The sequence below is a fragment of the Shinella zoogloeoides genome (assembly GCF_003574625.1).
Lineage (GTDB): Bacteria > Pseudomonadota > Alphaproteobacteria > Rhizobiales > Rhizobiaceae > Shinella > Shinella zoogloeoides_A.
Genome location: NZ_QNUJ01000001.1, coordinates 261,663 through 283,327, shown reverse-complemented (window position 1 = coordinate 283,327; position 21,665 = coordinate 261,663). Strand labels below are relative to the sequence as shown.

At 63.9% G+C, this 21,665-nt stretch carries 18 protein-coding genes and 1 tRNA gene; 7 read left to right on the top strand and 12 right to left on the bottom strand.

Annotated elements, in window-relative coordinates; translation table 11 throughout:
- Positions 1–107: 107 nt before the first annotated feature.
- From DSD28_RS01365 to DSD28_RS01345, 5 genes are all read right to left on the bottom strand, one after another.
- Positions 108–449, bottom strand: coding sequence for a hypothetical protein (locus DSD28_RS01365; RefSeq protein ID WP_162911176.1), 342 nt, complete (start codon positions 447–449; stop codon positions 108–110).
- 316 nt (positions 450–765) lie between these two features.
- Positions 766–1,509: an ATP-dependent Zn protease gene (locus tag DSD28_RS01360; protein ID WP_162911175.1), complete on the bottom strand. Its 744-nt coding sequence runs from the start codon at positions 1,507–1,509 to the stop codon at positions 766–768.
- Complete coding sequence (locus DSD28_RS01355) at positions 1,502–3,532, bottom strand: ATP-binding protein (RefSeq protein WP_162911174.1); 2,031 nt, start codon at positions 3,530–3,532, stop codon at positions 1,502–1,504. The genes DSD28_RS01360 and DSD28_RS01355 overlap by 8 nt, the downstream gene beginning before the upstream one ends.
- On the bottom strand, positions 3,529–3,876 hold the full coding sequence (locus DSD28_RS01350) for a hypothetical protein (RefSeq protein WP_119254555.1): 348 nt from the start codon (positions 3,874–3,876) through the stop codon (positions 3,529–3,531). The genes DSD28_RS01355 and DSD28_RS01350 overlap by 4 nt, the downstream gene beginning before the upstream one ends.
- Before the next feature lie 81 nt (positions 3,877–3,957).
- Complete coding sequence (locus DSD28_RS01345) at positions 3,958–4,845, bottom strand: hypothetical protein (RefSeq protein ID WP_162911173.1); 888 nt, start codon at positions 4,843–4,845, stop codon at positions 3,958–3,960.
- 965 nt (positions 4,846–5,810) lie between these two features.
- Here DSD28_RS01345 and DSD28_RS01340 point away from each other — a divergent pair.
- From DSD28_RS01340 to DSD28_RS01330, 3 genes are read left to right on the top strand one after another with little or no spacing between them, the layout of a single operon-like run.
- Entirely contained in the window at positions 5,811–6,461 is a 651-nt protein-coding gene (locus tag DSD28_RS01340; protein WP_119254553.1) for a hypothetical protein, read from the top strand.
- Positions 6,458–7,444, top strand: a complete 987-nt coding sequence (locus DSD28_RS01335) for a DNA cytosine methyltransferase (protein WP_119254552.1) — start codon at positions 6,458–6,460, stop codon at positions 7,442–7,444. Before DSD28_RS01340 ends, DSD28_RS01335 begins: the two co-directional genes overlap by 4 nt.
- On the top strand, positions 7,445–8,104 hold the full coding sequence (locus DSD28_RS01330; protein WP_119254551.1) for a hypothetical protein: 660 nt from the start codon (positions 7,445–7,447) through the stop codon (positions 8,102–8,104).
- Positions 8,105–8,174: 70 nt separating this feature from the next.
- Here DSD28_RS01330 and DSD28_RS01325 read toward each other — a convergent pair whose 3' ends face one another.
- The 3 genes from DSD28_RS01325 to DSD28_RS01315 all read right to left on the bottom strand — a co-directional run bounded on the left by DSD28_RS01325 (position 8,175) and on the right by DSD28_RS01315 (position 11,740).
- Positions 8,175–9,131: a hypothetical protein gene (locus tag DSD28_RS01325; protein ID WP_119254550.1), complete on the bottom strand. Its 957-nt coding sequence runs from the start codon at positions 9,129–9,131 to the stop codon at positions 8,175–8,177.
- Positions 9,132–9,477: 346 nt separating this feature from the next.
- On the bottom strand, positions 9,478–11,499 hold the full coding sequence (locus DSD28_RS01320) for a site-specific integrase (protein WP_162911172.1): 2,022 nt from the start codon (positions 11,497–11,499) through the stop codon (positions 9,478–9,480).
- A gap of 166 nt (positions 11,500–11,665) precedes the next feature.
- Positions 11,666–11,740 (bottom strand) — tRNA-Gln (locus DSD28_RS01315).
- A 204-nt stretch (positions 11,741–11,944) separates the two neighbouring features.
- On the opposite strand from DSD28_RS01315, the gene DSD28_RS01310 reads away from it, so the two are divergent.
- Together DSD28_RS01310 and DSD28_RS01305 are read left to right on the top strand one after the other, a co-directional pair.
- Positions 11,945–12,241, top strand: a complete 297-nt coding sequence (locus tag DSD28_RS01310; protein WP_119254548.1) for a cupin domain-containing protein — start codon at positions 11,945–11,947, stop codon at positions 12,239–12,241.
- On the top strand, positions 12,238–13,185 hold the full coding sequence (locus tag DSD28_RS01305; protein ID WP_119254547.1) for an MBL fold metallo-hydrolase: 948 nt from the start codon (positions 12,238–12,240) through the stop codon (positions 13,183–13,185). The genes DSD28_RS01310 and DSD28_RS01305 overlap by 4 nt, the downstream gene beginning before the upstream one ends.
- Positions 13,186–13,206: 21 nt before the next feature.
- Here the strand turns inward: DSD28_RS01305 and DSD28_RS01300 are convergent, their stop codons facing one another.
- Positions 13,207–14,112 carry a DUF1499 domain-containing protein gene (locus DSD28_RS01300; protein WP_119254951.1) on the bottom strand — a complete coding sequence of 302 codons (906 nt, stop codon included), beginning with the start codon at positions 14,110–14,112 and terminating at the stop codon, positions 13,207–13,209.
- Positions 14,113–14,356: 244 nt separating this feature from the next.
- On the opposite strand from DSD28_RS01300, the gene DSD28_RS01295 reads away from it, so the two are divergent.
- Positions 14,357–14,737 (top strand): hypothetical protein, encoded by a 381-nt coding sequence (locus tag DSD28_RS01295; protein ID WP_119254546.1) that lies wholly within the window; start codon positions 14,357–14,359, stop codon positions 14,735–14,737.
- 62 nt (positions 14,738–14,799) lie between these two features.
- Entirely contained in the window at positions 14,800–15,057 is a 258-nt protein-coding gene (locus tag DSD28_RS01290; protein ID WP_245424701.1) for a hypothetical protein, read from the top strand.
- Positions 15,058–15,083: 26 nt separating this feature from the next.
- On the opposite strand, the gene ppdK is transcribed toward DSD28_RS01290, so the two are convergent.
- The 3 genes from ppdK to DSD28_RS01280 all read right to left on the bottom strand — a co-directional run bounded on the left by ppdK (position 15,084) and on the right by DSD28_RS01280 (position 21,606).
- Positions 15,084–17,753, bottom strand: coding sequence for a pyruvate, phosphate dikinase (gene ppdK, locus DSD28_RS01285; RefSeq protein ID WP_119254545.1), 2,670 nt, complete (start codon positions 17,751–17,753; stop codon positions 15,084–15,086).
- 162 nt (positions 17,754–17,915) lie between these two features.
- Positions 17,916–18,062, bottom strand: a complete 147-nt coding sequence (locus tag DSD28_RS25720) for a hypothetical protein (RefSeq protein WP_162911171.1) — start codon at positions 18,060–18,062, stop codon at positions 17,916–17,918.
- Positions 18,063–18,141: 79 nt separating this feature from the next.
- Positions 18,142–21,606 carry a chromosome segregation SMC family protein gene (locus tag DSD28_RS01280; protein WP_119254544.1) on the bottom strand — a complete coding sequence of 1,155 codons (3,465 nt, stop codon included), beginning with the start codon at positions 21,604–21,606 and terminating at the stop codon, positions 18,142–18,144.
- Between the last annotated feature and the right edge of the window lie 59 nt (positions 21,607–21,665).

Genomic DNA, 21,665 nt, shown 5'->3' with positions numbered 1-21,665 from the left:
ATGGGGAGAGAGCGCAGAATATTAGACGACATCGTTTGCCGAGAGGATGCGGGGGGCATGCCGGATCAATCGCCTAGAAGGCGGCCTGGACACCGACAGACAGCGCATCACTGCTGGTCCCCGCGGGTACAAGCCTTCCCCTCCAGATATCGCTTGATACGGAAGGGCCTTATGTCGGGCTCGTACTTCTCCGCCAGCGCCTCGAACACGACCTCGCTCTCGCACATATCGAAGCCCTGGAGCACCAGTTCGGCGACGATCTCGTCGCAGAGCCTGTCGAGTATCTCGTCGCGTTTTTTCTTCTGTTTCGCCGTCACGATCATCTGCCACAATAACGTGCGGGCGATATCGTCCCGCGTCGGCCGCCTGTTCTCCCGGGCATCGTCCCTCACCCTCTGCTGGCGAACCCGCTGCTCGGCATTCCTCTGTCGTATCGATTTCCTGGCCATATGCTTGTCTCCTTGTGTTGGAGACCCAGCCTCGCCGGCGGCGATGCAAGTGACAAACGAGGTTTGCAGACCGCGCTTCCCCTCGCCCGCAAACGCCGTTTCCTGCAAACGGGGTTTGCCACTGAATCGCGGTTTCCCAATCCGGCAACGCGGATTTCCTGCCGGGAATCGCGTCAGGGTAAATTGAGATGATGTGTTTCAACATGCCCGCAACCCACATCGGATCGGCGCAAATCGACTTGATGCAGAACGACGTGCGGACACGGCGCAATGCCGCCCCCGCACGTTGATCGACCATGTCGGCGACGTATTCGAGTCAGCCAGCCTCGCACTTTGCGGCGTTGATTATTTCCCGCAGTTCGTCGCCCGACATGATCCCGACTGCACTCAGACGTGTGGCGATCTCGCGGTGCAGGTTCCGATGCTCCTCCAGCAGTTGCCTTGCAATGGCCTCGGCAGCAAGGAGCCGTGCATGAACCCGCTCGGCTAGGTCGCGATCAAGGGCGAGCTCGTTCATCGCCGCGGTGGGCGGGCGGTAGAGCAGCGGTTGATGGCGGGAGAAGCCGAGCCGCGTCTCCGCGGCCAGCGCCATGTCCGTCGCCCGCGCCAGATCGCTCTCATCTGCACCGCCAGCCCCTGCAAGCGTTTCGCCGAACAGCAACAGCTCCGCCGTCCGCCCCGCCAGGATCGCGGCCATCGCGTTCGTCAGCCAGGTCTCGTTCTGCGGCAAACAATCGTTCGCGACGGTTGCGACCATACCGAGGCCGTGGAGACCGATGCTCGCGGCCTGCACCTCGGCAATGCCGGTCAACGTGTAGACCAATGCATGTCCCGCCTCATGCACGCTTGCCCGCCGGCGCAGATCGTCGGACATCGCCGCCTGTCCATCGCGCAGGGCCGTTTCGAGATCGTCCCAGACCATCGCTCGTCCTTCACGCCGCAGCTTGCTCCTGACTTCGCGAACGAGACGCTCGATATCGGCGCCCGTCCGGCCAAGCGCCAGCAGTGCGAGCGGACGCAAGCTACCCGGAGACCGGGAATGATCGGCAGCTTCAGTCATGACGGCGTCCTTTCTCTGCTTGCGGCTTGTAATCCGGCTCATGCCGGACTGGCGGCTTACCATTTATGGGCGGCGGCGGGCGCAGACGTCGCCGTGCGTACGCCACAGGCGCGGAAGCGAGCACCGCATGGAGATCGGAGCCGAGGTGATGACCGAGGATGCCCACCAATGCCTCCAGGTTGGGCATTGGAATCTGGACGTGGGTTTCCAGCCGGCCGGAGCGCAACAGCGCCGGATCGATCCTCTCCGGAAGGTTGGTGGCCCCGACGACGATGATGCCTTCCGTCTTCGAAGCCCCGTCCAGCAGTTCGAGCATGCGGTTGATCAGCGACGCCCAGTAGTCGTCGTAGTTTCTGCTGCCCGCGCCCTGCCGCCTGCCAATATTGTCCAACTCGTCGATGAACAGGATTGACGGCGCGCGCTCCGTGGCGACGATGAAGGATGCCGACATGCGTGTCAGCACATCGCCGAGATAGCCGGGCTCGAGCCAGCGGGCGACCGATGTCGCCAGCAAGGGAACCTCGAGCGTGTTGCAGAGCGCCCGGGCAAAGATCGTCTTGCCGGTTCCGGGCGGCCCCGACAACAGAAGCTTCGTCGTCATCTCGTCCCAGCGCAGTTTCCCCTGCTTCCAGAGCAGCAAATCAGCCTTGAGGTTGAGCGCCCAGTCACGCGCCGGGCCGTAACCGGCAAGCGTCTCGACGGACAGCAGACGATCCTGCTGTGACGGTGTTCCCGCCGCATCAGCCGCGGCCGCGTCGCTATCCGGCGGGGTGACCGGCTCGATCACTTCGATACCGACATCCTGCGGCTTCTTCTTTCCGGCATTCCTTTGCGACGTCGTCTCGCTGGCCCGCCCCTTTCCCGACCGCTGTTTCCGGCCTCGCTCATCCTTGCCCTCCCGCTCTTCCTCTTCCTCGGCCGCCGAGCGCTCGGCGAGCATGGCCAGCACCGACAGCGTCTGCTCGACCGCCCTCCCCGGGCGAACTGCAAGCGCGACGTCGTCGAGGGTCAGGCTTTCCGGATCGAACGCCATGTCATCCATGGCGATCAGGCTTTGCTTCGGGGGAGTGCCACAGCAGACATGCAGCAGCTCCGCGAGCATCTCATAATCGATCCCACCACATTCGAGGACGAGATCGGCGGTCTCGGTGACGACCGGCGTCAGGGCGGAACGGGTCTCGTCGGCAAGGAGGATCGGCGCAGGCTCATCGAGGAGCGCCTGACGAAACTGCTTCCGGATGTCCTGATCGTCCGTATTCTCGACTGCGATACCCGAAAGCGTCTTCAGCTTGCGCCGATTCACCGCGGACTGCTGCTGCCTGTACCGGCCGGACAGAGGATTATCACGAAGCACGTCTTCGAGCGCCGCCCGGAACGGCAGGAGCAAGCCATCCTCAAGCATCATGCCGAGGCACAGCTCGAAGCGCGGCACGGGCGCCTTCAACAGGACAAACGGCGCTGCGGGACGCAGCGCCTCGATCAGCGTCTGTATATCAGGCAGACTGGCGCCGACGGCGCGGGCAACGAGCAGCGCAACGGCCGCACGGACGGGATTTGGCGGCGGCAGATGCTCGCGAAGAAGCGCAGTGACATAGGGAAAGTCGATATCCAGCGTGCCAGCGCTTCGGCTACCCGCTGTGCTGACCCTTTGGACTTTCCTTCGCCTGCCCTTCGGCTGATCCTCCGATGCGCCCACGGTTCGGCATTCGAACGTCACAACTCCGTCGACCGCATCCTCATCCGGCACGATAAAGGTGATGGGTTCGTCGGCGCGTTGACGAGGAGCGCGGCCCACGCCCATCATCCGCGCGACGGTCGCGCGATCCCGATCGGGATTGCCGGTCAGCAAATGCCAGGCCTGATCGGTCACCTTCCAGATCGTCCCTTTCCGCTCCTCCCCCTCGATGAAGGCGGACGTCAGCAATCCCGCATCGCCCGCCCGCTCATAGAGCGTCAGCACGGCGCGGCGGCGAAGGCGCTTCAGGAGATAGCGCGTCATCCGATCCGTCAGCGTGTCCATCATACAGTCTCCTTCACGAGGGACGCACAGAACAGGCGGTTTCCGGAAAGCCAGTCGCGGATCATGCGGCAGGTCGGGTCACCCTGATTGCAGAGATCGATCAGCCAGACGCGCAACTGCGGCGGCAGGCTATCGAGACGAACGCCCTTGCGGCGGGCAAACCGGATCGAGGCGCGCACGACCGCGGCGACATGTGCAGCGCAGTCCTCAGACAGGGCGCTGTGCTCACCGGCAGATTCGACCGCAGCGGTGAACGCGGCCGCCCGCTCCTGCAAAGACGGCGCCGTCATCACCGGCAGGGTTCGCGTGATCGGGAAGGGAATGACATTGGAAGCGGGTTGCGTCATGGCAGACGTCTCCTCATCGCCTGTCCGAAGGACCAGGCGTCAAAACAGTTTCAGCAAGGGAAGAAGGTGTGGTCCGGGCAGCTACGGGCTGGCGGCCCGCGGCGCGCGCGCAAAGCCTATCGCGACGGGAAGCCGCGGCCGGCCCCGAGTCTCTGTTCCGCAGACGTCGTCGCCATCGCAATGAAGCGTCGACGCTTTCCGGGCATTGCCGGCAGAAGTAACCTGCCGACAGCTGGCCAGCGCCGCCGACCAGTTCTCCTCGACCCGGCGCTGGAAAAGCTCGCGCAGATGCGCCATGGCCTCGCCGGCTCCGGTAACCTCAAGAAGATGATCGAGATGCGAGAGCGGCCAGACACCGCCGTCGATATCGGCGCGCTGGTTTTCCGCATTGAGGACGACCACCCGGACCTCTTTCGCCCGCAGCCTGCGATGCTCTTTATAGAGCAAATCGGGAACGACCAGTGCCGCCGCCAGCATCCTGCTTTTCAGTTCGGCGATGCGAGACAACTCGTACGAGCCGAGGCTTCTCTTCACGTCGACCAGATGCGCGACCTCGGTCCTGCGGTTCAGGATCAGTAGATCAGGCGTGTAAGTCTTGCGCCCGCCGCTATCGGCATCGAGACTGAGCGAGCGGTACAATGCCGGATCGTTCATCTCGACGAGTTCGCTGGCGGCCTTCGTGACCGGCAGGCGCAGGTTCTGCGTCAGCACGACGAGATCGGGATTGCGGCCGGCAACCAAGGCGATGCCGCGCTCCAGCAGCTTGCCCTCGGCGGCCGGCACGGCGCGTAGCACGGCGGTCACCTCGATCATGCCCGCATCGAGCGCCCGACTAAGGGCATCGCGCGACAGACCCGTCGCGACGATCTCGTCGACGAGAGCCTCAAGGGACGGCAGCAGGACCGCGAGATCGGCCGTGTGGGGATAGATTGGCGTCGGCACGCCATTATCTGTGTTCAGGTCCATCATATCTCTCCTGTCGAAGGATCGGGATCACCAGCCCTGCGAACGGCGGACACAGGTCCACGGATGCGGAAACGATTTCCGCATCGGACTTCGCAGAACGGACGATCGGTTGCGATCAGCCGCGGCCGCGCGACATCGACACGGAGCGGCGGTTCTCGACAGGAGAACGGGGAGAAGAAGCTTCCACCCGGGAAGCGAAGCATTTAAGGGTCGACATAGCCGGTAGCCTTTCAACAGAAGGTTTCTGGTCAGGCCCTCGGCGGATGCGCCAACATCCTCGGGGGCCGCTAAGTGTCTTCAGAGGTTTCAGTTTCCACAGACCAGACTGGCATAGCCCGGAGATTCCCTTCCGGCAAGCCGGCGGAACACATCCGGAACAGATAGAGCTCCGGTATGGTTAATGCCGAACGCGGGTCGCCTTCGGAACGCTAGAGCATGCCCCTAGCGCATCCTTCTCGCACCCTCGTGAGAGAAGACCGGCCAGGCGGCGCGACCACACCTCGTCTGCCGACATTCGATCAGACCAGACCAAGAGCCCGATTGAAATAATCACCGATCGCCTGCAAATCCTTCGCCCGCTGAGCCTCCACCTTGCTCGCCGGCCGTTTCTTCGCTTTCGCTGGAGACTTACTGCGAGGTTCGCCATCTTATTCCAATTTTTCTCCGTTTACGCGATACTGCACTCGGAAACTTCAATCCTTTTGGTTCGGAAACCATACGCTGCGACACCAATGGTTCGGCAGGAATTCGAGCCTGTCAATAGCAAAACAATTGTCAACATTGACTTTTTTCGCCTCCCCTTCCAAACGGCCGGCAGTCCAGAAATTAGCGGCACTCTCATACCCTGAAAATAAAGGATTTGGCCTCGCTCCTTCGATATAATATAAAAATAGTCATAATAGGGGTTGTGCTTGGTGATTTTTGCAGTTCTCATTTTCTTATAGCAACAAGTACGGAGTAGCTACGAGATGATACTAAAGACACCAGACTTCCCGGCGCAATTCGAGAAGGCATGCGAGAGCAGCAAGAAGCGGAAGATCGAATATCAGGGCAAGCTCCTCGCTCCGGGCGAGGATGCGGCGATCATTGTCACGCCGGACGCTCTCAGTATCCTTCTCGATGGAAAGCCCGCGCCGGCCGGTCATCCGCTGATGGCGTTGGCGACCAGGCACGAGGAGAAAATCCGAAGCGAAATGGCTGGCGACCTCAGCCTCTTCTGCCGCAAGATCGCCATTGTCGGCCGGTGGAGCGGCGACGGCCAGGACAAGAGTGTGTTCGAGCCCTATCTCCTTAACAGGACCGAGCATGACGGCTCCACGCAAAGCCGTCAGTATGAATATCAGATTTTTCCGCGCGACGACGCTTGGCCGAAGGTCCATTGCGTCGTGAATCTCAACCGGACGATGAGCGGGACGCTCGCACGCCGAACGCTTGTCTCTTTCAGCGAGGCGATCACGACATATCCCCATCTGCACGAGATGCTGATCGGGCTGTTCAACCTGCCGCTCGGTGTCGTGTGGTGTCCGCCGCAAGTTCCCGAGTTTCCGATCCTTGTCGCGGAGTGGAACCGCTTTACGGGCTGGAAGGACAGGAAGGCGCGCAAGCGGGAGCCCGCATGACCAGTCTGCGTGTTCTCGACCCGTTCAGTGGAATTGGCGGTTTCAGTCTCGGGCTGGAGCGCACGGGCGGGTTCAGGACCGTCGCCTTCTGCGGGATCGCAGAATTCCAACGCCGCATTCTATCAAAGCATTGGCCGGAAGCGCCCATCTATCATGACGTTCGAACGCTCAACGCCGACATTCTCAAACACGACGGCATCGCGGTCGACGTCATCTGCGCCGGCTTTCCCTGCCAGGACGTCAGCATCGCCGGTCGCGGCGAAGGCATTGACGGATCAAGGACGGGGCTCTGGCGGGAGGTCATCCGCCTTGCGGAAGAACTCGCTCCACGACTCGTCATTCTGGAAAACATCTCCCAAATTCGCTCTCGCGGACTGGAACGCCTGCTCTCTGCACTCGATGCGATCGGGTATGATGGCCAGAATACGCGCCATCGGCAACGCCGTCGTGCCGTTCATCCCTCAGATGATCGGCAATGCAATCCTTCTCGCGACCGGCTATCCGGCAACAACGAACCCGGACAACCATGGAAGACATGGAATATGATCATCGAGCATCATCATAACGAATATTGCGACGAGGATGTCGTCTACATCTGGATTGACGAGGCCCTGCCGCCCGGTTTCGAGCTTCGTCTTCTCATAGAACTTCTTGCCTTGGCGGGCCCGCGCCGGTTCGGTTCGAGAGATGCTTCAGGGCGAAGGGACGAAAGCGCTTACGCCCTCATAGAGGAGGAGCTGCAAAGGGCGGCATACAAACATGGAGGAGAAATAAGTTCCGATAAGGGCTACAGGCTCGACTATGTGGACGGCTACCGCATCAAAGTGGAATATCTGCCGTTCGGGCGGACCATTCTTGAAGACAGCTGCCACATTCGTCGACGCAATCCCGGAATGCCGCGGGTCTCCTCAGCAGACTTCGAAGGCATGTACGGCGATGGCGCGCTTGCTGGGGTGATAGAGCGGGCGCTTGCGGTTCAATAGATGCTGACACTGGATACACCCGACTTCCCGAACGCATTCGATGACGCGCTGAAGGCCAGGGCGAAAAGCAAGCTTTCCTATCGAGGCAAACTGCTGCTGCCGGGCGAGGATGCCGCAATCGTCGTAACGCCTGATACCCTGCATACCTTCCTGAACGGAGAACCTGTATCGGCGGAACACCCGCTGGCTATGAAGGCGGCGGCTTTCGAGGCGGAGATTCGGCGGTCGGCCGAACGCGATCTCATCCGCCATCGGCAGATCGTCGTCATCGGCCGGTGGCATGCCGGCGACCGCGACCCGAAGGATTTCGAGCCCTATGTCACCCGCAAGATCGGCCGCAACGGCACTATTCGAAGCTATCGATACCGCTACAGGATTTTCCCCTGCGACGGCCTGGGCTCGGGTGAGGGATACACCATGAGCTTCGACAACGGCGCGGATGGCGCATCGGCACACAAGGCCCTCGCCGCGTTCACCAGAAGGATCACCGCTCCTGAGGGCCTCAGCGAACGCGCCATTATCGCACTCGACCTGCCGAGGGGGGTTGTCTGGTGTCCGGCGACCGGCGCGAGTTTCCCGATCCTCGTCAGCGAGTGGACCGCGTCGGCCGCGGCGACGCAAGACGACACATCCGGGAAGCATACTGCTCCCACCGCATAAACCTGCCCCCAAACGCAAAAAGGCCCCGCACGATCGCGGGGGCCTTTGGATTTTGCAGGCGAGCACGGTATCAGGCTGCCCGACGCTCAACCTGTTCAACGGTGGCTTCTTCATCGACGTCTTCGACCTCGCCAGGCAACGGCTCGCCGTGGACGACGAAGCGCAGCAGCGGCACGACTTCATTCTGAAGCCAGGGAACGAAGTCGTCGCGGGCCGGCCAGGACTCGACCCCGCCCATACGGTGAAGCAGCATCTGGACCTCGCGCCAGACGGTCCCTTCCGGAAGCCTGGCCGGCCGCCAGTTGTCGCTTTTGATCATTTGAGGCTGGAGCGGCGCGGCGATGCTGTTGACGAGATCGTGCGCGTGCCGGCAGTCATGAACGATCTTGTCCTGAAGCGCGCCCTTCCGGACGGCGCGCCCGCGAGCAAGCGGCTCCAGCGCCTTCTCAACCTGATCGAGCACCGCCGACATCAGTTGGCCGAACTGAACGGCATCCCGATCGATCTTCCACTCCGCGACCTTGCGAAGACCGGCCGGACCTCCTGCATTGAGGATGGCAGCATCGCTCTTGCGCTTCGGCTTCGTGCCGAGCATCTCCCTGACGTCCTTGACCTTGATGCGCTCGCCGCTCTCCATCTGCGCGATGACCGCCTCGATCTGCGCGGGCTCGCCCTTGGCCAGCTCGAACATCACCGTCGGCAGAATCGCATGCTTCAGCAGAGCGTCCCGATAGTCCCCGAGCCGCTCATGGACCGAGATGTAGTTCCAGGCGGAACGGACGGTGTAGTCCGTGAAGACCTTGAGGCACCTGCCGAAGCCCCGTTCCGGGACGAGCGCCTTGATTTCGGCAAAGCAGGCGCCGAGCTCGAAGGCGTGATGGGTAGAATCCCGGTTCAGCGCAACGATCTTCTCCAACGCGCGCCGGAGCGCGTTGTCTTGTTCGCCGACGGTCGCCGAAGCCGCGGCAACTGGCTTTCCCTTCCCCTTCTTCTGATTGTGACCCTTCAACTTGATGACTGTACTCATATGTGATCCTTTCGGTTATCCAGCACGTTTGCTGTACCTCCATGATCGTTCCATGAGGTCCACCTGTCAAATCGACGACACACATAAGCTATTGATTACAAATATCTTTTACTGATTTTATTGGGTTTTCCGAAGTGCGGATTCGCTTCAAAATGCCAAAACTGCGACAAGTTGACGCACCACAAATGCATCCCCGTCGCACCCCTCAAAATGCAATCATTGATTGATTTTTCAATCGCCAGCAGTCACGATCCGGCAATTATTTCCGCGTCGGACGTCTTTCATCTCAACTGGCGCATCGAGACCCAAATTCGCCCGCAGAGCATCCGCTCCTGCCGCAAGACGATCACGAGTCCGACTTCTTCGACCGCCCGAGGCGTTTCTCGTGATTGACGACCTGCTTGATCAACCTGATTGGATGAGGCAACAGCTTGGCGCTCGGTACGGGAACTACGGACAGTGCCTGCGCCATAACCCTCAATCGTGCAGGATCTGTGTAGCGACCTTCGTTCACGTCATCGTTCGAATGACCGAGGATGTCTTTCCTTATTTCAGGCCGAATATCCCCCTGCTTCATTTCGTTGTTGCACCAATGTCGCAGGGAATGAAACACCTTCCCCTCCTCCTTGGCGTTTGACAGCGCAGCGGCACGCATTTTCTGCCAGTTGTCGTCGAAGACGTCTCCCATCGGCGTTGCACTATTCGCCGCTCGCAATTCCGGAAATAGCAGTTTGTGGCCAGAGCTACGCAGCGCGGCCACATATTCGAGAAAGCCCAATCGAACAAGTTCCGCGTGAATCGGGGTACGGCGCTTTGATTGGGGATTCTTCAACTTGCGAATCCAGTTGTTTTCGATGCGAAAACACGGCAATTCACCATCGTCGTCAATTTCACTAAGCAAAAGCCCGCAATTCTCCTCACGCCGCGCGCCGTTATAAACCGCCATAAGCGGCAACCAATAGGCCGCATCATGAAAAACAGTCTCACCGTTATCCAGTCGTTCGCTCTCGCTTGCCGAGCCGTTCCAGATAGGAAGACTAAATAAAGCCGAGAGTTCATCAGTGCTGAACCGGCCTCGCTCGTCGCGAACGTCTCCCTTCCTCTTCGATCGCAGTCCTGCAACACCTTCATAGTGACCGAAGGGGTAACCTGCATGCTTGCAGACGTCGACAATATTTCCCATCTGCGTCATGTGTCTGTTGATTGTGCTGGTGGAAAATCCTCTTTCATCGGCGGACAAATTCTCCGCGCGCTTCAGGATTTCAGCGACGCTACAATCGAAATCCTTCGGAGATTTCCCGTAGTGCTTCGGCATTTTGTAGAAAATACTCTTGAAATCGGCGATGTGCGACTGCCGCATTCTTCGAGGATCATCATGTCCCATGAATCGGACGAAAAGATTTGCAAGGGCGATATGCTGCTTGCAGGTCTTGTTGTTCCAGTCGCCCGATGCCAGCCACTCACCCGCTGCCCTTGTCACAAGTTCGACAAGGCCACGGCCTTCCGTATCGAACATCTCCTCTTCGAGGTCGGCACCGTCGGTATCATCTCCCTCAACTTCTTGTGTCGCGGCAGGCTGGGCGGCTGTAGTCCCGCCGGGTTGCCAGGCCACCGGACAGGCTATGGCCGGAGTCTGTGCAGCCAGCGGAAATTCCTCGGGGACCGGCCGTGCATAGGGCGCCGTCGCGGCTATCGCGGTCGGTAGCACGACCTGAGCGGACAGCGCGGCCTGCACAAGTGCAAGATCGTCTTCCCGCACCCCAGACCAACGCCGCTCCGTGTTAAGGAGCGCTGCCGCCATACCGCGCATGTAGATTGATTCTGCCTCCCGGAAATGACCGTCGACAAGTGGGATGTTGTACTGCTTCAAGATACCTTCGAGTTTCTGTCTGCCGGGGCGGGCGAAGCCGGATGTCCTGTGGAATTCAAGGCAATTCCTGACCTCGTCGATCATGCTGTTGTCCAGACCGGCCGCGTACAACGCGCGCTCCTCGATCGGACCGATGGCAGCATTCTCCCCTTGGGCCGCATAGAGCCGAATGGCCCATGCCGACACGGTCTCGCTTCTGCGGGATTTCTGGGCGTCACGGCCGGACGTTATGGCGTCGAGATAATGGCTGTGCTTCGTCGCAACCTGAATCAGTATCCTCTTGGCGTCTTCGGGAGAAATCATCTTGCTCTTCAAGGCTGGCAAAAGACAATCACTGGCGAGCGCAACCTCGGGCGCGATTCTCCTTGCCAGCTCCATCTCCTTGGTGTGCAGGCTCAATTCGAGCCGCATCCAAGCACGAGCACCGATTCCATTCGGTAAACGCCGCCGCCACCAGTAGACCGAACCGCGTTTGAAGACGTGTTGAATTGCCGTCATGCTGAACCCTCTCTGAAAGGGTGAGCAGGATCTTGTCCGCCTTCCCGTAAGACAGCTGTGTACGACAGTCGTGTAAGACAATCCTGTACGACAGTGCCCCGAATTCGATTCCCAGCTAACTCGGAAGTGCTGGAGAACCGGGATTTGACTTGAAATAAGGAAGTACTGGCTGGGGCGCCAGGATTCGAACCTGGGAATGCCGGTACCAAAAACCGGTGCCTTACCGCTTGGCGACGCCCCAACACGGCGGGAGCCTGATAGCAAAGCGGGAGGGCGCGGACAATGCTTAAGTTCCGATTTTGCGCGATTATTCTAAAGGGGCGAGCGGCGATTCCGGCGGGTTTGCCGCTTGGCAGGCCGGTGCTGCGGCGATAGGCTCCGGCGGAGAGATCATCCGCCCGGCTGCAAGCCAAAGCCTCTGCCGCCGTCTTCCCGAGGAGCCGCCATGTCCCAGTTCCGCGCCCGCCCGCCGGCCGTGCCCACCGTTCTTCTCGACGACGCGGTGGTGCGCGTCACGCGCTGGGATTTCGAGCCGGGCGCCGATACCGGCCATCATGTGCACGGGCTCGGCTATGTCGTGGTGCCGATGACGGATTGCGACTTCCTCATCGAGGAGGAGACCGGCGAGCGGCGCGTCCACACCAAGACCGGTGCCGTCTATCGCCGCGAGGCGGGCGTGGCGCACAATGTCGTCAATGGCGGCGACAAGCCGATGAGCTTCATCGAGATCGAATACAAGTGACGGGTAAAGCGAGCGACGGGAAGGACGACGCACCGCATTTCGACCTCGCCTTCAAGCCGGCCTATGGCGAGGCGGTGTCGGTCGCACCGCGTGTGCAGCGCCTCACCGTCAACAATCCCAGCCCCTTCACCTTCCATGGCACCAACAGCTATATCGTCGGCGACCGCTCGGTGGCGGTGATCGATCCCGGACCGGAGGACGAGGCGCATTTCCGCGCGCTGATGCAGGCGCTTGCCGGCCGCGAGGTGACGCATATCGCCGTCAGCCACACGCACCGCGACCACTCTCCCCTCGCCCGGCGGCTGAAGGCGGAAACGGGGGCGCTCATCGTCGCCGAAGGGCCGCACCGCGCCGCCCGGCCGCTCCATGCCGGCGAGCGTAATCCCTTCGCCGAAAGCGCGGACACGGATTTTTCGCCGGACATCGCGCTCGGCCACGGCGAGACCGTCGAGGGCGACGGCTGGGCGCTGACGGCGCTGCTGACCCCCGGCCACACGGCCAATCACGCCGCCTTCGCACTCGACGGGCCGGACGGCATCGTCTTTTCCGCCGATCATGTCATGGCCTGGGCGACGACCATCGTCGCCCCGCCGGACGGCGCGATGGCGGACTACATGGCCTCCCTGGAGCGGCTGCTGGAACGGGACGACCGCATCTATTTTCCCGGCCATGGCGGGCCGGTGACGGAGCCGGCCTCCTTCCTTCGCGGGCTGCGCACCCACCGGCGCATGCGCGAGCGGGCGGTGCGCGAACGCATCCGCGCCGGCGACCGACTGATCGCCGACATGGTGAAGGTCATCTACCGCGAGACCGATCCGCGACTGCACGGGGCGGCGGCGCTTTCGGTGCTGGCGCATCTGGAGGATCTCGTCGCGCGCGGCGAGGTGGTGACGGAGGGACCGCCTTCGCTGAAGGGGCTCTATTTCCCCGCTCCCGGCCTTTGAACATGCGTCACAAGGCAGGCGCTAGTCGCCGGCGATGCCCAGCAATTCGGCATCGAGCGCCTTGAGGTAGCCTTCCACCAGATCCGCCCCGATGCCGAGGTCGTGCGGGCCGTAGCGGGAGGCAGCGCGCATGTCGACCAGCGTCGTCTCCGCTTCCTCGCGCAGGCGGATCACCACATCGAAGCGGAAGCCGAAGACGGGCGAGCGCCACTCCCCCTGCAGGAGCACGTCGCCAGCGCCGCCGATATGCGGCTTGATGGGCGTTTCCAGCGGGCGGGCTTCGGGGATGGGCACTTCGCCGAGGGCGTCAGAGCTTTGCGCCGCCTTGCTCGGATCGACCACCAGGTCCTCGAGATCGGCGAGAATATTGTCGAGCCCGTCTTCCGCGGTGATGGTGATGCCATAGGCGGCTGCGACCTTGCGCACGCCCTGATAGACGCGATCGAGCGCGCCTTCGTAGCGCCGGCCGGAAAGGGCGGGATAGGCTTCGAGCTGGATTTCACGGTCACGCGGCGTCACGGCGCCGGCCCGCGGCAGCCAGTCCTGTTCGGCGGACGGCACGGCGAGCCATGGCGGAGGCGCGGCGGTATCGGTCGTCACGTCGAAGAGCGCCGGCTTGTAGAAATAGGAATAGCCGGCCGCGCCCGCGACGCCGAGCGGCAGCAGCGAAAAAAGCAGCGCGACGAGCGATGCCTTGCCGCCCCGCGCGCCGACCTGCCAGAGGCGCGCAAGGCCGAATGCGGCCAGCAGCACGGCGACCGCCGCCATGGCGCAGGCAAAGCCGGCGAGCGCCAGGAAATGCGGCGTGGTGAGCGGGCCGAAGCGATGCGACAGCACGACGGCGACGAAGAGCATGCAGGAAAACAGCGCCAGACGCCGGGCCCAGTGCGCCGCGAGGGAAACGGGCCGTTCATACTGGATCGTGATCGCCATGGCCTCACCGGATGCTCGCGGCGCCGCTGCCGCGCTCTTTTCCTAGCGCAACAGGGCGCGGTTTTCCACCGCTCCGCTGCGGCATCGTGGCTGTGACTTTCCGGCCTCGCGCGGCAAATATCCTTGCGTGCCGCAAATTTGCCACGCTCGTTAACGAGTTTTCACGAACGGGGGAATTTCATTCGATGCAGTTCCGGCGGCAGGACCGCTTCGCTGGAATTGCGCTAGGAGCCTGACGATGTTGCCGACGCAGACAGCCGCCGACACACCTGTCGCCACCAATGCTGGCGAGCCCGCCCTCCCCCTGGAGCTTCTGGAACTGGAACTTTCGCTCGACGGCTTTGCCGGCGATGCGGAAACCTTCACCGAGGCCGTGCGCAGCGCCGCCGGCCAGGTGGGCGGGGATTTCCTCTTCGAGCTGCCCGCCTCCGGCCTTGCGGAGGATTGCCTGCGGATTGCGGCGCTACGCGTGCCGAAGGGAGACGCAGGATCGCTCGAAGTGGTGTTCGCCCTGCTCGATGCGGAAGGCGCCGCGATCCGGGTCGAGAGCCCTGACGATTCGACGCAGGACCTCAAGCGCTTCGCCGACGCCTTCATCGACGTGCTCGAACGCATCTGAGGGCTTGCCGCAGCGCCCGGGCAAGCCTATCTCCATGGGGTCAACAGACCGCCGGAGGCCGCATGTCCACGATGTTTCCAAAGCTCGCCGCCCTTGCGGCCATCGCCGTCGTCATCGCCGGCTGCCAGACGGCGGAGGAAATGCGCGCGGCCGATGAGGATCGCTGCGTCTCCTACGGCTTCCGCCCCCGCACGGATGCCTTTGCGGAATGCCTGCAACGCATCGACCTCGACCGGCGTTATGCGCTGCGGCAGGCGAGCCGCGACGCGCTCTACATGCCGCCGCCCGTCATCATCGTGCGCGACCACCGGCACCGCTAAGGCGAGCGCCTTCGCGCTTCCGCCGTTCAGGCCTTGCTGCCCTTGAACGCTGCCTGCGCCGCCGCCAGCCGCGCGATCGGCACGCGGAAGGGCGAGCAGGAGACGTAATCCAGCCCCGCATCCTCGCAGAAATGGATCGAAGCCGGGTCGCCGCCATGCTCGCCGCAGATGCCGAGCTTGAGGTCGTTGCGCGTGCGCCGGCCGCGCTCGGCGGCGATGCGGATGAGTTCCCCCACGCCGTCGAAATCGAGCTGGACGAACGGGTCCTGCTCGACGATGCCCTTCTGGATATAGGTCGACAGGAACGCCGAGGCGTCGTCGCGCGAGATGCCGAAGGTCGTCTGCGTCAGGTCGTTGGTGCCGAAGGAGAAGAATTCGGCCGATTCGGCGATGACATGGGCGCGAAGGGCCGCGCGCGGCAGCTCGATCATCGTGCCGGTGAGATAGGTGATCGGCACGCCGCTCTCAGTGATCACCGCCTTCGCCACCGCCTCGATGCGGGCCTTCACATAGTCCAGTTCCGCCTTGAGGCCGACGAGCGGCACCATGATCTCCGGCTCGACGGCAGCGCCCGTCTTCTTCGCCGCTTCCGCAGCGGCCTCGAAGATGGCGCGGGCCTGCATCTCGGCGATCTCGGGATAGGAGATGGCAAGACGGCAGCCGCGATGGCCGAGCATGGGGTTGAATTCGTGCAGCGTATCGACGCGTCGGCGCAGCACGGCCTCGTCGATGGCGAGGGCGGCGGCGACCTCGGCGATCTCCTCGTCGCTCTTCGGCAGGAATTCGTGCAGCGGCGGGTCGAGCAGGCGGATCGTCACCGGCAGGCCGTGCATGATCTCGAAGAGCTCGGCGAAGTCCGAGCGCTGCATGGGCAGCAGCTTGGCCAGCGCGGCCCTGCGGCCGGCCTCGTCCTCGGCAAGGATCATCTCGCGCATCACATTGATGCGGCTTCCTTCGAAGAACATGTGCTCGGTGCGGCAAAGGCCGATGCCCTCGGCGCCGAAAGAGCGGGCCGCGCGGGCATCCGCCGGCGTCTCGGCATTGGTGCGCACCTTCATGCGGCGCGTGCGGTCCGCCCATTCCATGATGCGGCCGAAATCGCCGGAAAGCTCCGGCTGCAGCATCGGGATCTCGCCCTTCAGGATCTGGCCGGAGGAGCCGTCGATGGTGATGATGTCGCCCTTCCGAAGCGTCACGCCGTGGGCGATCAGCAGTTCGTTGCGCAGGTCGACGCGCAGCGTGCCCGCGCCGGAAACGCAGGGCGTGCCCATGCCGCGGGCCACCACCGCCGCGTGGCTGGTCATGCCGCCGCGCGTGGTGAGGATACCTTCGGCGGCATGCATGCCGTGAATGTCTTCCGGGCTGGTCTCGATGCGCACGAGAATGACCTTGCGGCCCTCGTCATCCGCCTTCACGGCCTCTTCGGAGGTAAAGACGATCTCGCCTGTCGCCGCGCCCGGCGAGGCCGGCAGGCCGGAGCCGATGACGTCGCGCCGCGCGCGCGGATCGATGGTCGGATGCAGGAGCTGGTCGAGCGAGGCGGGATCGATGCGCGAGACGGCCTCGCCCTCGCTGATCAGCCCTTCCGTCGCCATGTCGACGGCGATCTTCAGCGCGGCCTTGGCCGTGCGCTTGCCCGAACGGGTCTGGAGCATCCAGAGTTTTCCCCGCTCGATGGTGAATTCGAGGTCCTGCATGTCGCGGTAATGCCGCTCCAGCCGCTCGCAGATGCCGCGGAATTCGGCGAAGGCCTCCGGCATCAGCTTTTCGAGCGAGGGCCGGTCGGAGCCGGAGGCAAGGCGCGCCTCCTCGGTGATGTTCTGCGGCGTGCGGATGCCGGCGACGACATCCTCGCCCTGCGCATTGACGAGGAATTCGCCGTAGAGCTTGTTCTCGCCGGTCGAAGGATTGCGCGTGAAGGCGACGCCGGTGGCCGAGGAATTGCCGAGATTGCCGAAGACCATGGCCTGGACGTTGACGGCGGTGCCCCAGACGGCGGGGATGTTGTGCAGCGTGCGGTAGGTGACGGCGCGGGCGTTCATCCAGCTTGCGAAGACGGCGCCGATGGCGCCCCAGAGCTGGACTTCCGGGTCCTGTGGGAATTCCTCGCCGAGTTCCTCCGCGATGATCTCCTTGTAGCGGGCGATGACATGCTGCCACTCGACGGCGGAGAGCTCCGTATCCTGCTCATGACCGAGCCGGCCCTTCTCGTCTTCGAGGATTTCTTCGAAGACCTCGTGGTCGAGGCCCATGACGACATCGCCATACATCTGGATGAAGCGGCGGTAGCTGTCCCAGGCAAAGCGCGCGTCGCCCGCATCGTGGCCGAGCGCCTCGACCGTGCGGTCGTTGAGGCCGAGGTTCAGCACCGTGTCCATCATGCCGGGCATGGAGGCGCGGGCGCCGGAGCGCACGGAAAGCAGCAGCGGCTTCGCCGTGTCGCCGAAGGCGCGGCCGGTGATCGCCTCCATATGGCGAAGCCCCTCGCGGACCTGATCCTTCAGGCTGGCGGGCAGCGAGCGGCCGTTCTCGTAATAATGATTGCAGGCGGCGGTGACGATGGTGAGCCCCGGCGGCACCGGCAGGCCGAGATTGCACATTTCAGCAAGGTTCGCGCCCTTACCGCCCAGCAGATTGCGGTCGCCCGCGCTGCCTTCGGCACGGCCTCCCCCGAAGGTATAGACCCACTTCTCCATCGACGCCTCCCAAATGCGTCCCCGCAATCTACAGGAACTGCATCCCTTTGAAAACGCGGTAGGATGGGAAATTTGCTGCATTGCATCAATTTTGCAACGGCAATGCAACATCACGAGAGGAGGCTATGGCCGTGCCCGTCGGGCACGGCGGCAATCGGCGGCTCAGTTCCCCTCGATGGAAAGCCCCTTGTCGTCCAGCCGGATTTCCACGCCGTCCGGCTTCTTTTCCTGCTGCCAGGCATAATAGGAAAACCCGGCCACCACGACGATGAGGGCGCCGATGATCATGTAAAGTGCGTTTCTGCTCACGTGTGATCCCCAATTGCATAGTCCCGCCGCAACGTGCGGGCGGCGGTCAACGCATTGGAAAGGCTTTTGTTCCCGGCGATCAGGAGGCTTCGCGAAGCTGCTCGGCCGTCTGCAGGTCCACAGAGACCAGCTGCGACACGCCCTGCTCGGCCATGGTGACGCCGAAGAGGCGGTTCATGCGGGCCATGGTGATGGGGTTGTGGGTGATGATGACGAAGCGGGTCTCGGTGGAGGCCGCCATCTCGTCCATCAGGTTGCAGTAGCGCTCGACATTGTGGTCGTCGAGTGGTGCATCCACTTCGTCCAGCACGCAGATCGGCGCGGGATTGGTGAGGAAGACGGCGAAGATCAGCGCCATGGCCGTCAGCGCCTGCTCGCCGCCGGAAAGCAGCGTCATGGTCTGCGGCTTCTTGCCCGGCGGGCGAGCGAGGATTTCGAGGCCGGCATCGAGCGGGTCGTCGCTCTCGATCAGTTGCAGCTCCGCCGTACCGCCGCCGAAGAGGTGGGTGAAGAGGCGCTGGAACTGCACGTTGACGACATCGAAGGCGGCGAGCAGGCGCTCGCGGCCCTCGCGGTTGAGGCTCTGGATCGCCGAGCGCAGCTTGCGCACCGCCTCGATGATATCCTCGCGCTCGGCAACGAGCGCGTCGAGCTTTTCGGTGAGGTCCTTCTGCTCTTCCTCGGCGCGCAGGTTCACCGCGCCGAGGCGCTCGCGCTCCATCTTCAGCCGGTCCAGCTCCCGTTCGCGTTCGCGCGGATCGGGCAGCGGGGCATCGGCCGGATGGCCGGTGAGGCGCAGGGCCTCGTGCGGCGCGCAGGACAGCGCCTCGCGAATGCGCGCCTCGCCCTCGACGCGGCGCTCGCGGGCGGAGACGAGACGTTCTTCCGAGCGGCCACGCGCCTCGCGGGCTTCGGCAAGCTGCGAAAGGGCCGTCGCGGCCATGCGGTCGGCCTCGCGCTGGTGGTTCTCGGCCTCCTGGAGGGCGTCGGCGGCTTCGCGGCGGGCGGCCTCGGCATTGGTGAGGCCGGTCAGGAGCTCGCGGCGCTTCTCCTCGATCTCGTCGGGGGCCTCGATGAGCTCTTCCATCTCCTCGCGCGCCTCGCCTTCGCGCTCGCGCAGGGTGGCGATATGGCTTTGCGCATTGGCGGCGCGGCTCTTCCACGTCTCGCGCTCGGCCGAGATGGCCATCAGCCGGCGGCGGCGGTCGGCCATCTCGCGGGCGAGGCCGTCATGGGCGGCGCGGGCTTCGGCCAGCGTCGCCCGGTCGGTCGCGACATCCATCGTGTGGGTGCGCAGGCGCAGATCGAGATCGGCGAGGTCCGGTGCGTCTTCCAGCGCGGCGCGGGCATCCTCCAGGCTTTCCGCGGCCTCCTCCACCTGCGCCTCGATCTGGGCGCGCGTTTCCGAGAGCACGGCGCGGCGGCGGATGAGGTCGCCGGAGGCGCGCTCGGCCGCTTCCAGCGCCTCGCGGGCCTCGGCCAGCGTGCGGGCAGCGCCCCGCTGCGCCTCGCGCGCCGCCTGCTGGCGCTGCGTCTCGGCGCGGATCGTCTCGGCCGCGCGGGCTAGATCGGCTTCCGCTTCGGCGAGCGCCGCGCGGGCGTCCTCTGCCTCGGTCTCCAGTTCGGCGAGGCGGTTCTTCTGCTCGAGGCGGAGGGCGGCGGCGCTCGGCGCATCCGCGCCGGTGACGTGGCCGTCCCAGCGGAAGACCGCGCCGTCGCGCGTAACGAGCCGCTGGCCCGGCTTCAGCTTCGGCAGCAGGGACAGCGCCAGCTCCACGCTGGCGGCAAGGCCGATCTGGGTAAGCCGGCGGTGCAGGACTTTTGGCGCACGGACATGGGCGATCAGCGCCGGGACGCCATCTGGCAGGGCCGGATCGCCGACGGGGTCTCCCGACAGCCGCCAGTGAACGGGCGCATCCACATCCGCAGGCGAATCGAGATCGTCGCCAAGCGCGGCACCGAGCGCGGTCTCATAACCGCGGTCGACATCGACCTCCTCCACGACCGGCGCGAAGGAGCCACCGGCGGCACCGGCTTCCAGCATACGGCGGATGGTGCGGGCTTCCGTCTCGATCCCGGCAAGCCGGGCGCGGGCGGCATCGACCGGACCGCGCAGGGCGGATTCGTTGAAACGGGCTTCTTCCAGGGCCTCTTCGACAGCGACGAGCATGTCGCCGGCCGCCTCCAGCGCCTCTTCGGCGGACTGCACGGCGACGCGGCGCTCTTCCGGATCGGGAAGCCCCGCAATGCGGGCGTCCATCTCCTCCAGTTCGCGCGCCTGCGCGTCGAACTGCTGGCCGAGCCGGAGATGGCGTTCGGAAAGGTCGCGGATCGCCTTTTCGAGCTGGTTGCGCACGGCCTGCGCCTCCGCCCGCTCGGCGGTGACGGCGGCAAGGGCGGCTTCGCTTTCGGCAAGCTTCGCGGCGGCCTCGTCCATCGTCTCGCGGGCCGCTTCGGCGCGTTCGTCGGCCTCGGCGAGGATCTCGCCGATCTCCTCCTCCTCGGCCGTCAGCCGTTCCAGCACGGCGGCATTATCGGCCACCATGCGCTCCTCGCGGGAAATATCCTCGGCGAGCTGGGCGAGGCGGCGGGTGAGTTCGTCGCGGCGGCGGAGCAGCCGGGCGGAATCCTCTTCGAGCTGCGCGCGGGCGATCTGCAGGCGCTGGAGGACGGCGGCGAGCTTGGCCTCGTTCTCGCGCAGTTCCGGCAGCTTCAGGCTGGCGACGGCCTGGTCCTTGGCCGCCTGCATCTGCGCATTGGCGCGCTCGGCGACGAGCGAGGTCGCCTGGTTGAGCTGGCTTTCCGCCTCGCCCTCGGCCTCCTTGGCCTGAGCCCAGCGGATATGCAAGAGCATCGCCTCGTGGCGGCGGATATCGGCCGAAAGCGCCTTGAAGCGGCTCGCCTGCCGCGACTGGCGCTTCAGGCTCTCGATCTGGCTTTCCAGCTGCGAGGTGACATCGTCGAGCCGCTCCAGATTGGTCTCGGCGGCACGCAGGCGCAGCTCCGCCTCGTGCCGGCGGGAATGAAGGCCCGAAATGCCGGCCGCCTCTTCGAGAAGCTGGCGGCGGGCCTGGGGCTTGGCCTGGATCAATTCGCCGATACGGCCCTGCCCCACCATGGAGGGCGAGCGGGCGCCGGTGGAGGCGTCGGCGAAGAGGAGCTGCACATCCTTGGCGCGCGCCTCCTTGCCGTTGATGCGGTAGACCGAGCCGTTCTCGCGCTCGATGCGGCGCGTCACCTGGATCTCGTCCTCGTTGTTGAAGGCGGCGGGCGCGGTGCGGTCGGAATTGTCGAGATAGAGGCCGACTTCTGCGGTGTTCCTCGCCGGGCGGTTGCCGGAGCCGGAGAAGATGACGTCGTCCATGCCAGACGCGCGCATGTTCTTGTAGGAGTTTTCCCCCATCACCCAGCGCAGCGCCTCGACGAGGTTCGACTTGCCGCAGCCGTTCGGCCCGACGACGCCGGTCAGGCCCCGCTCGATGACGAATTCGGTGGGCTCGACGAAGGACTTGAAGCCGAGGAGGCGGAGCTTGGTGAATTTCATGCGGCACCGGCAAGGGCGGGAAACCCTTCCTTCGCACGGCGAAGGATGCCCCTCACCTG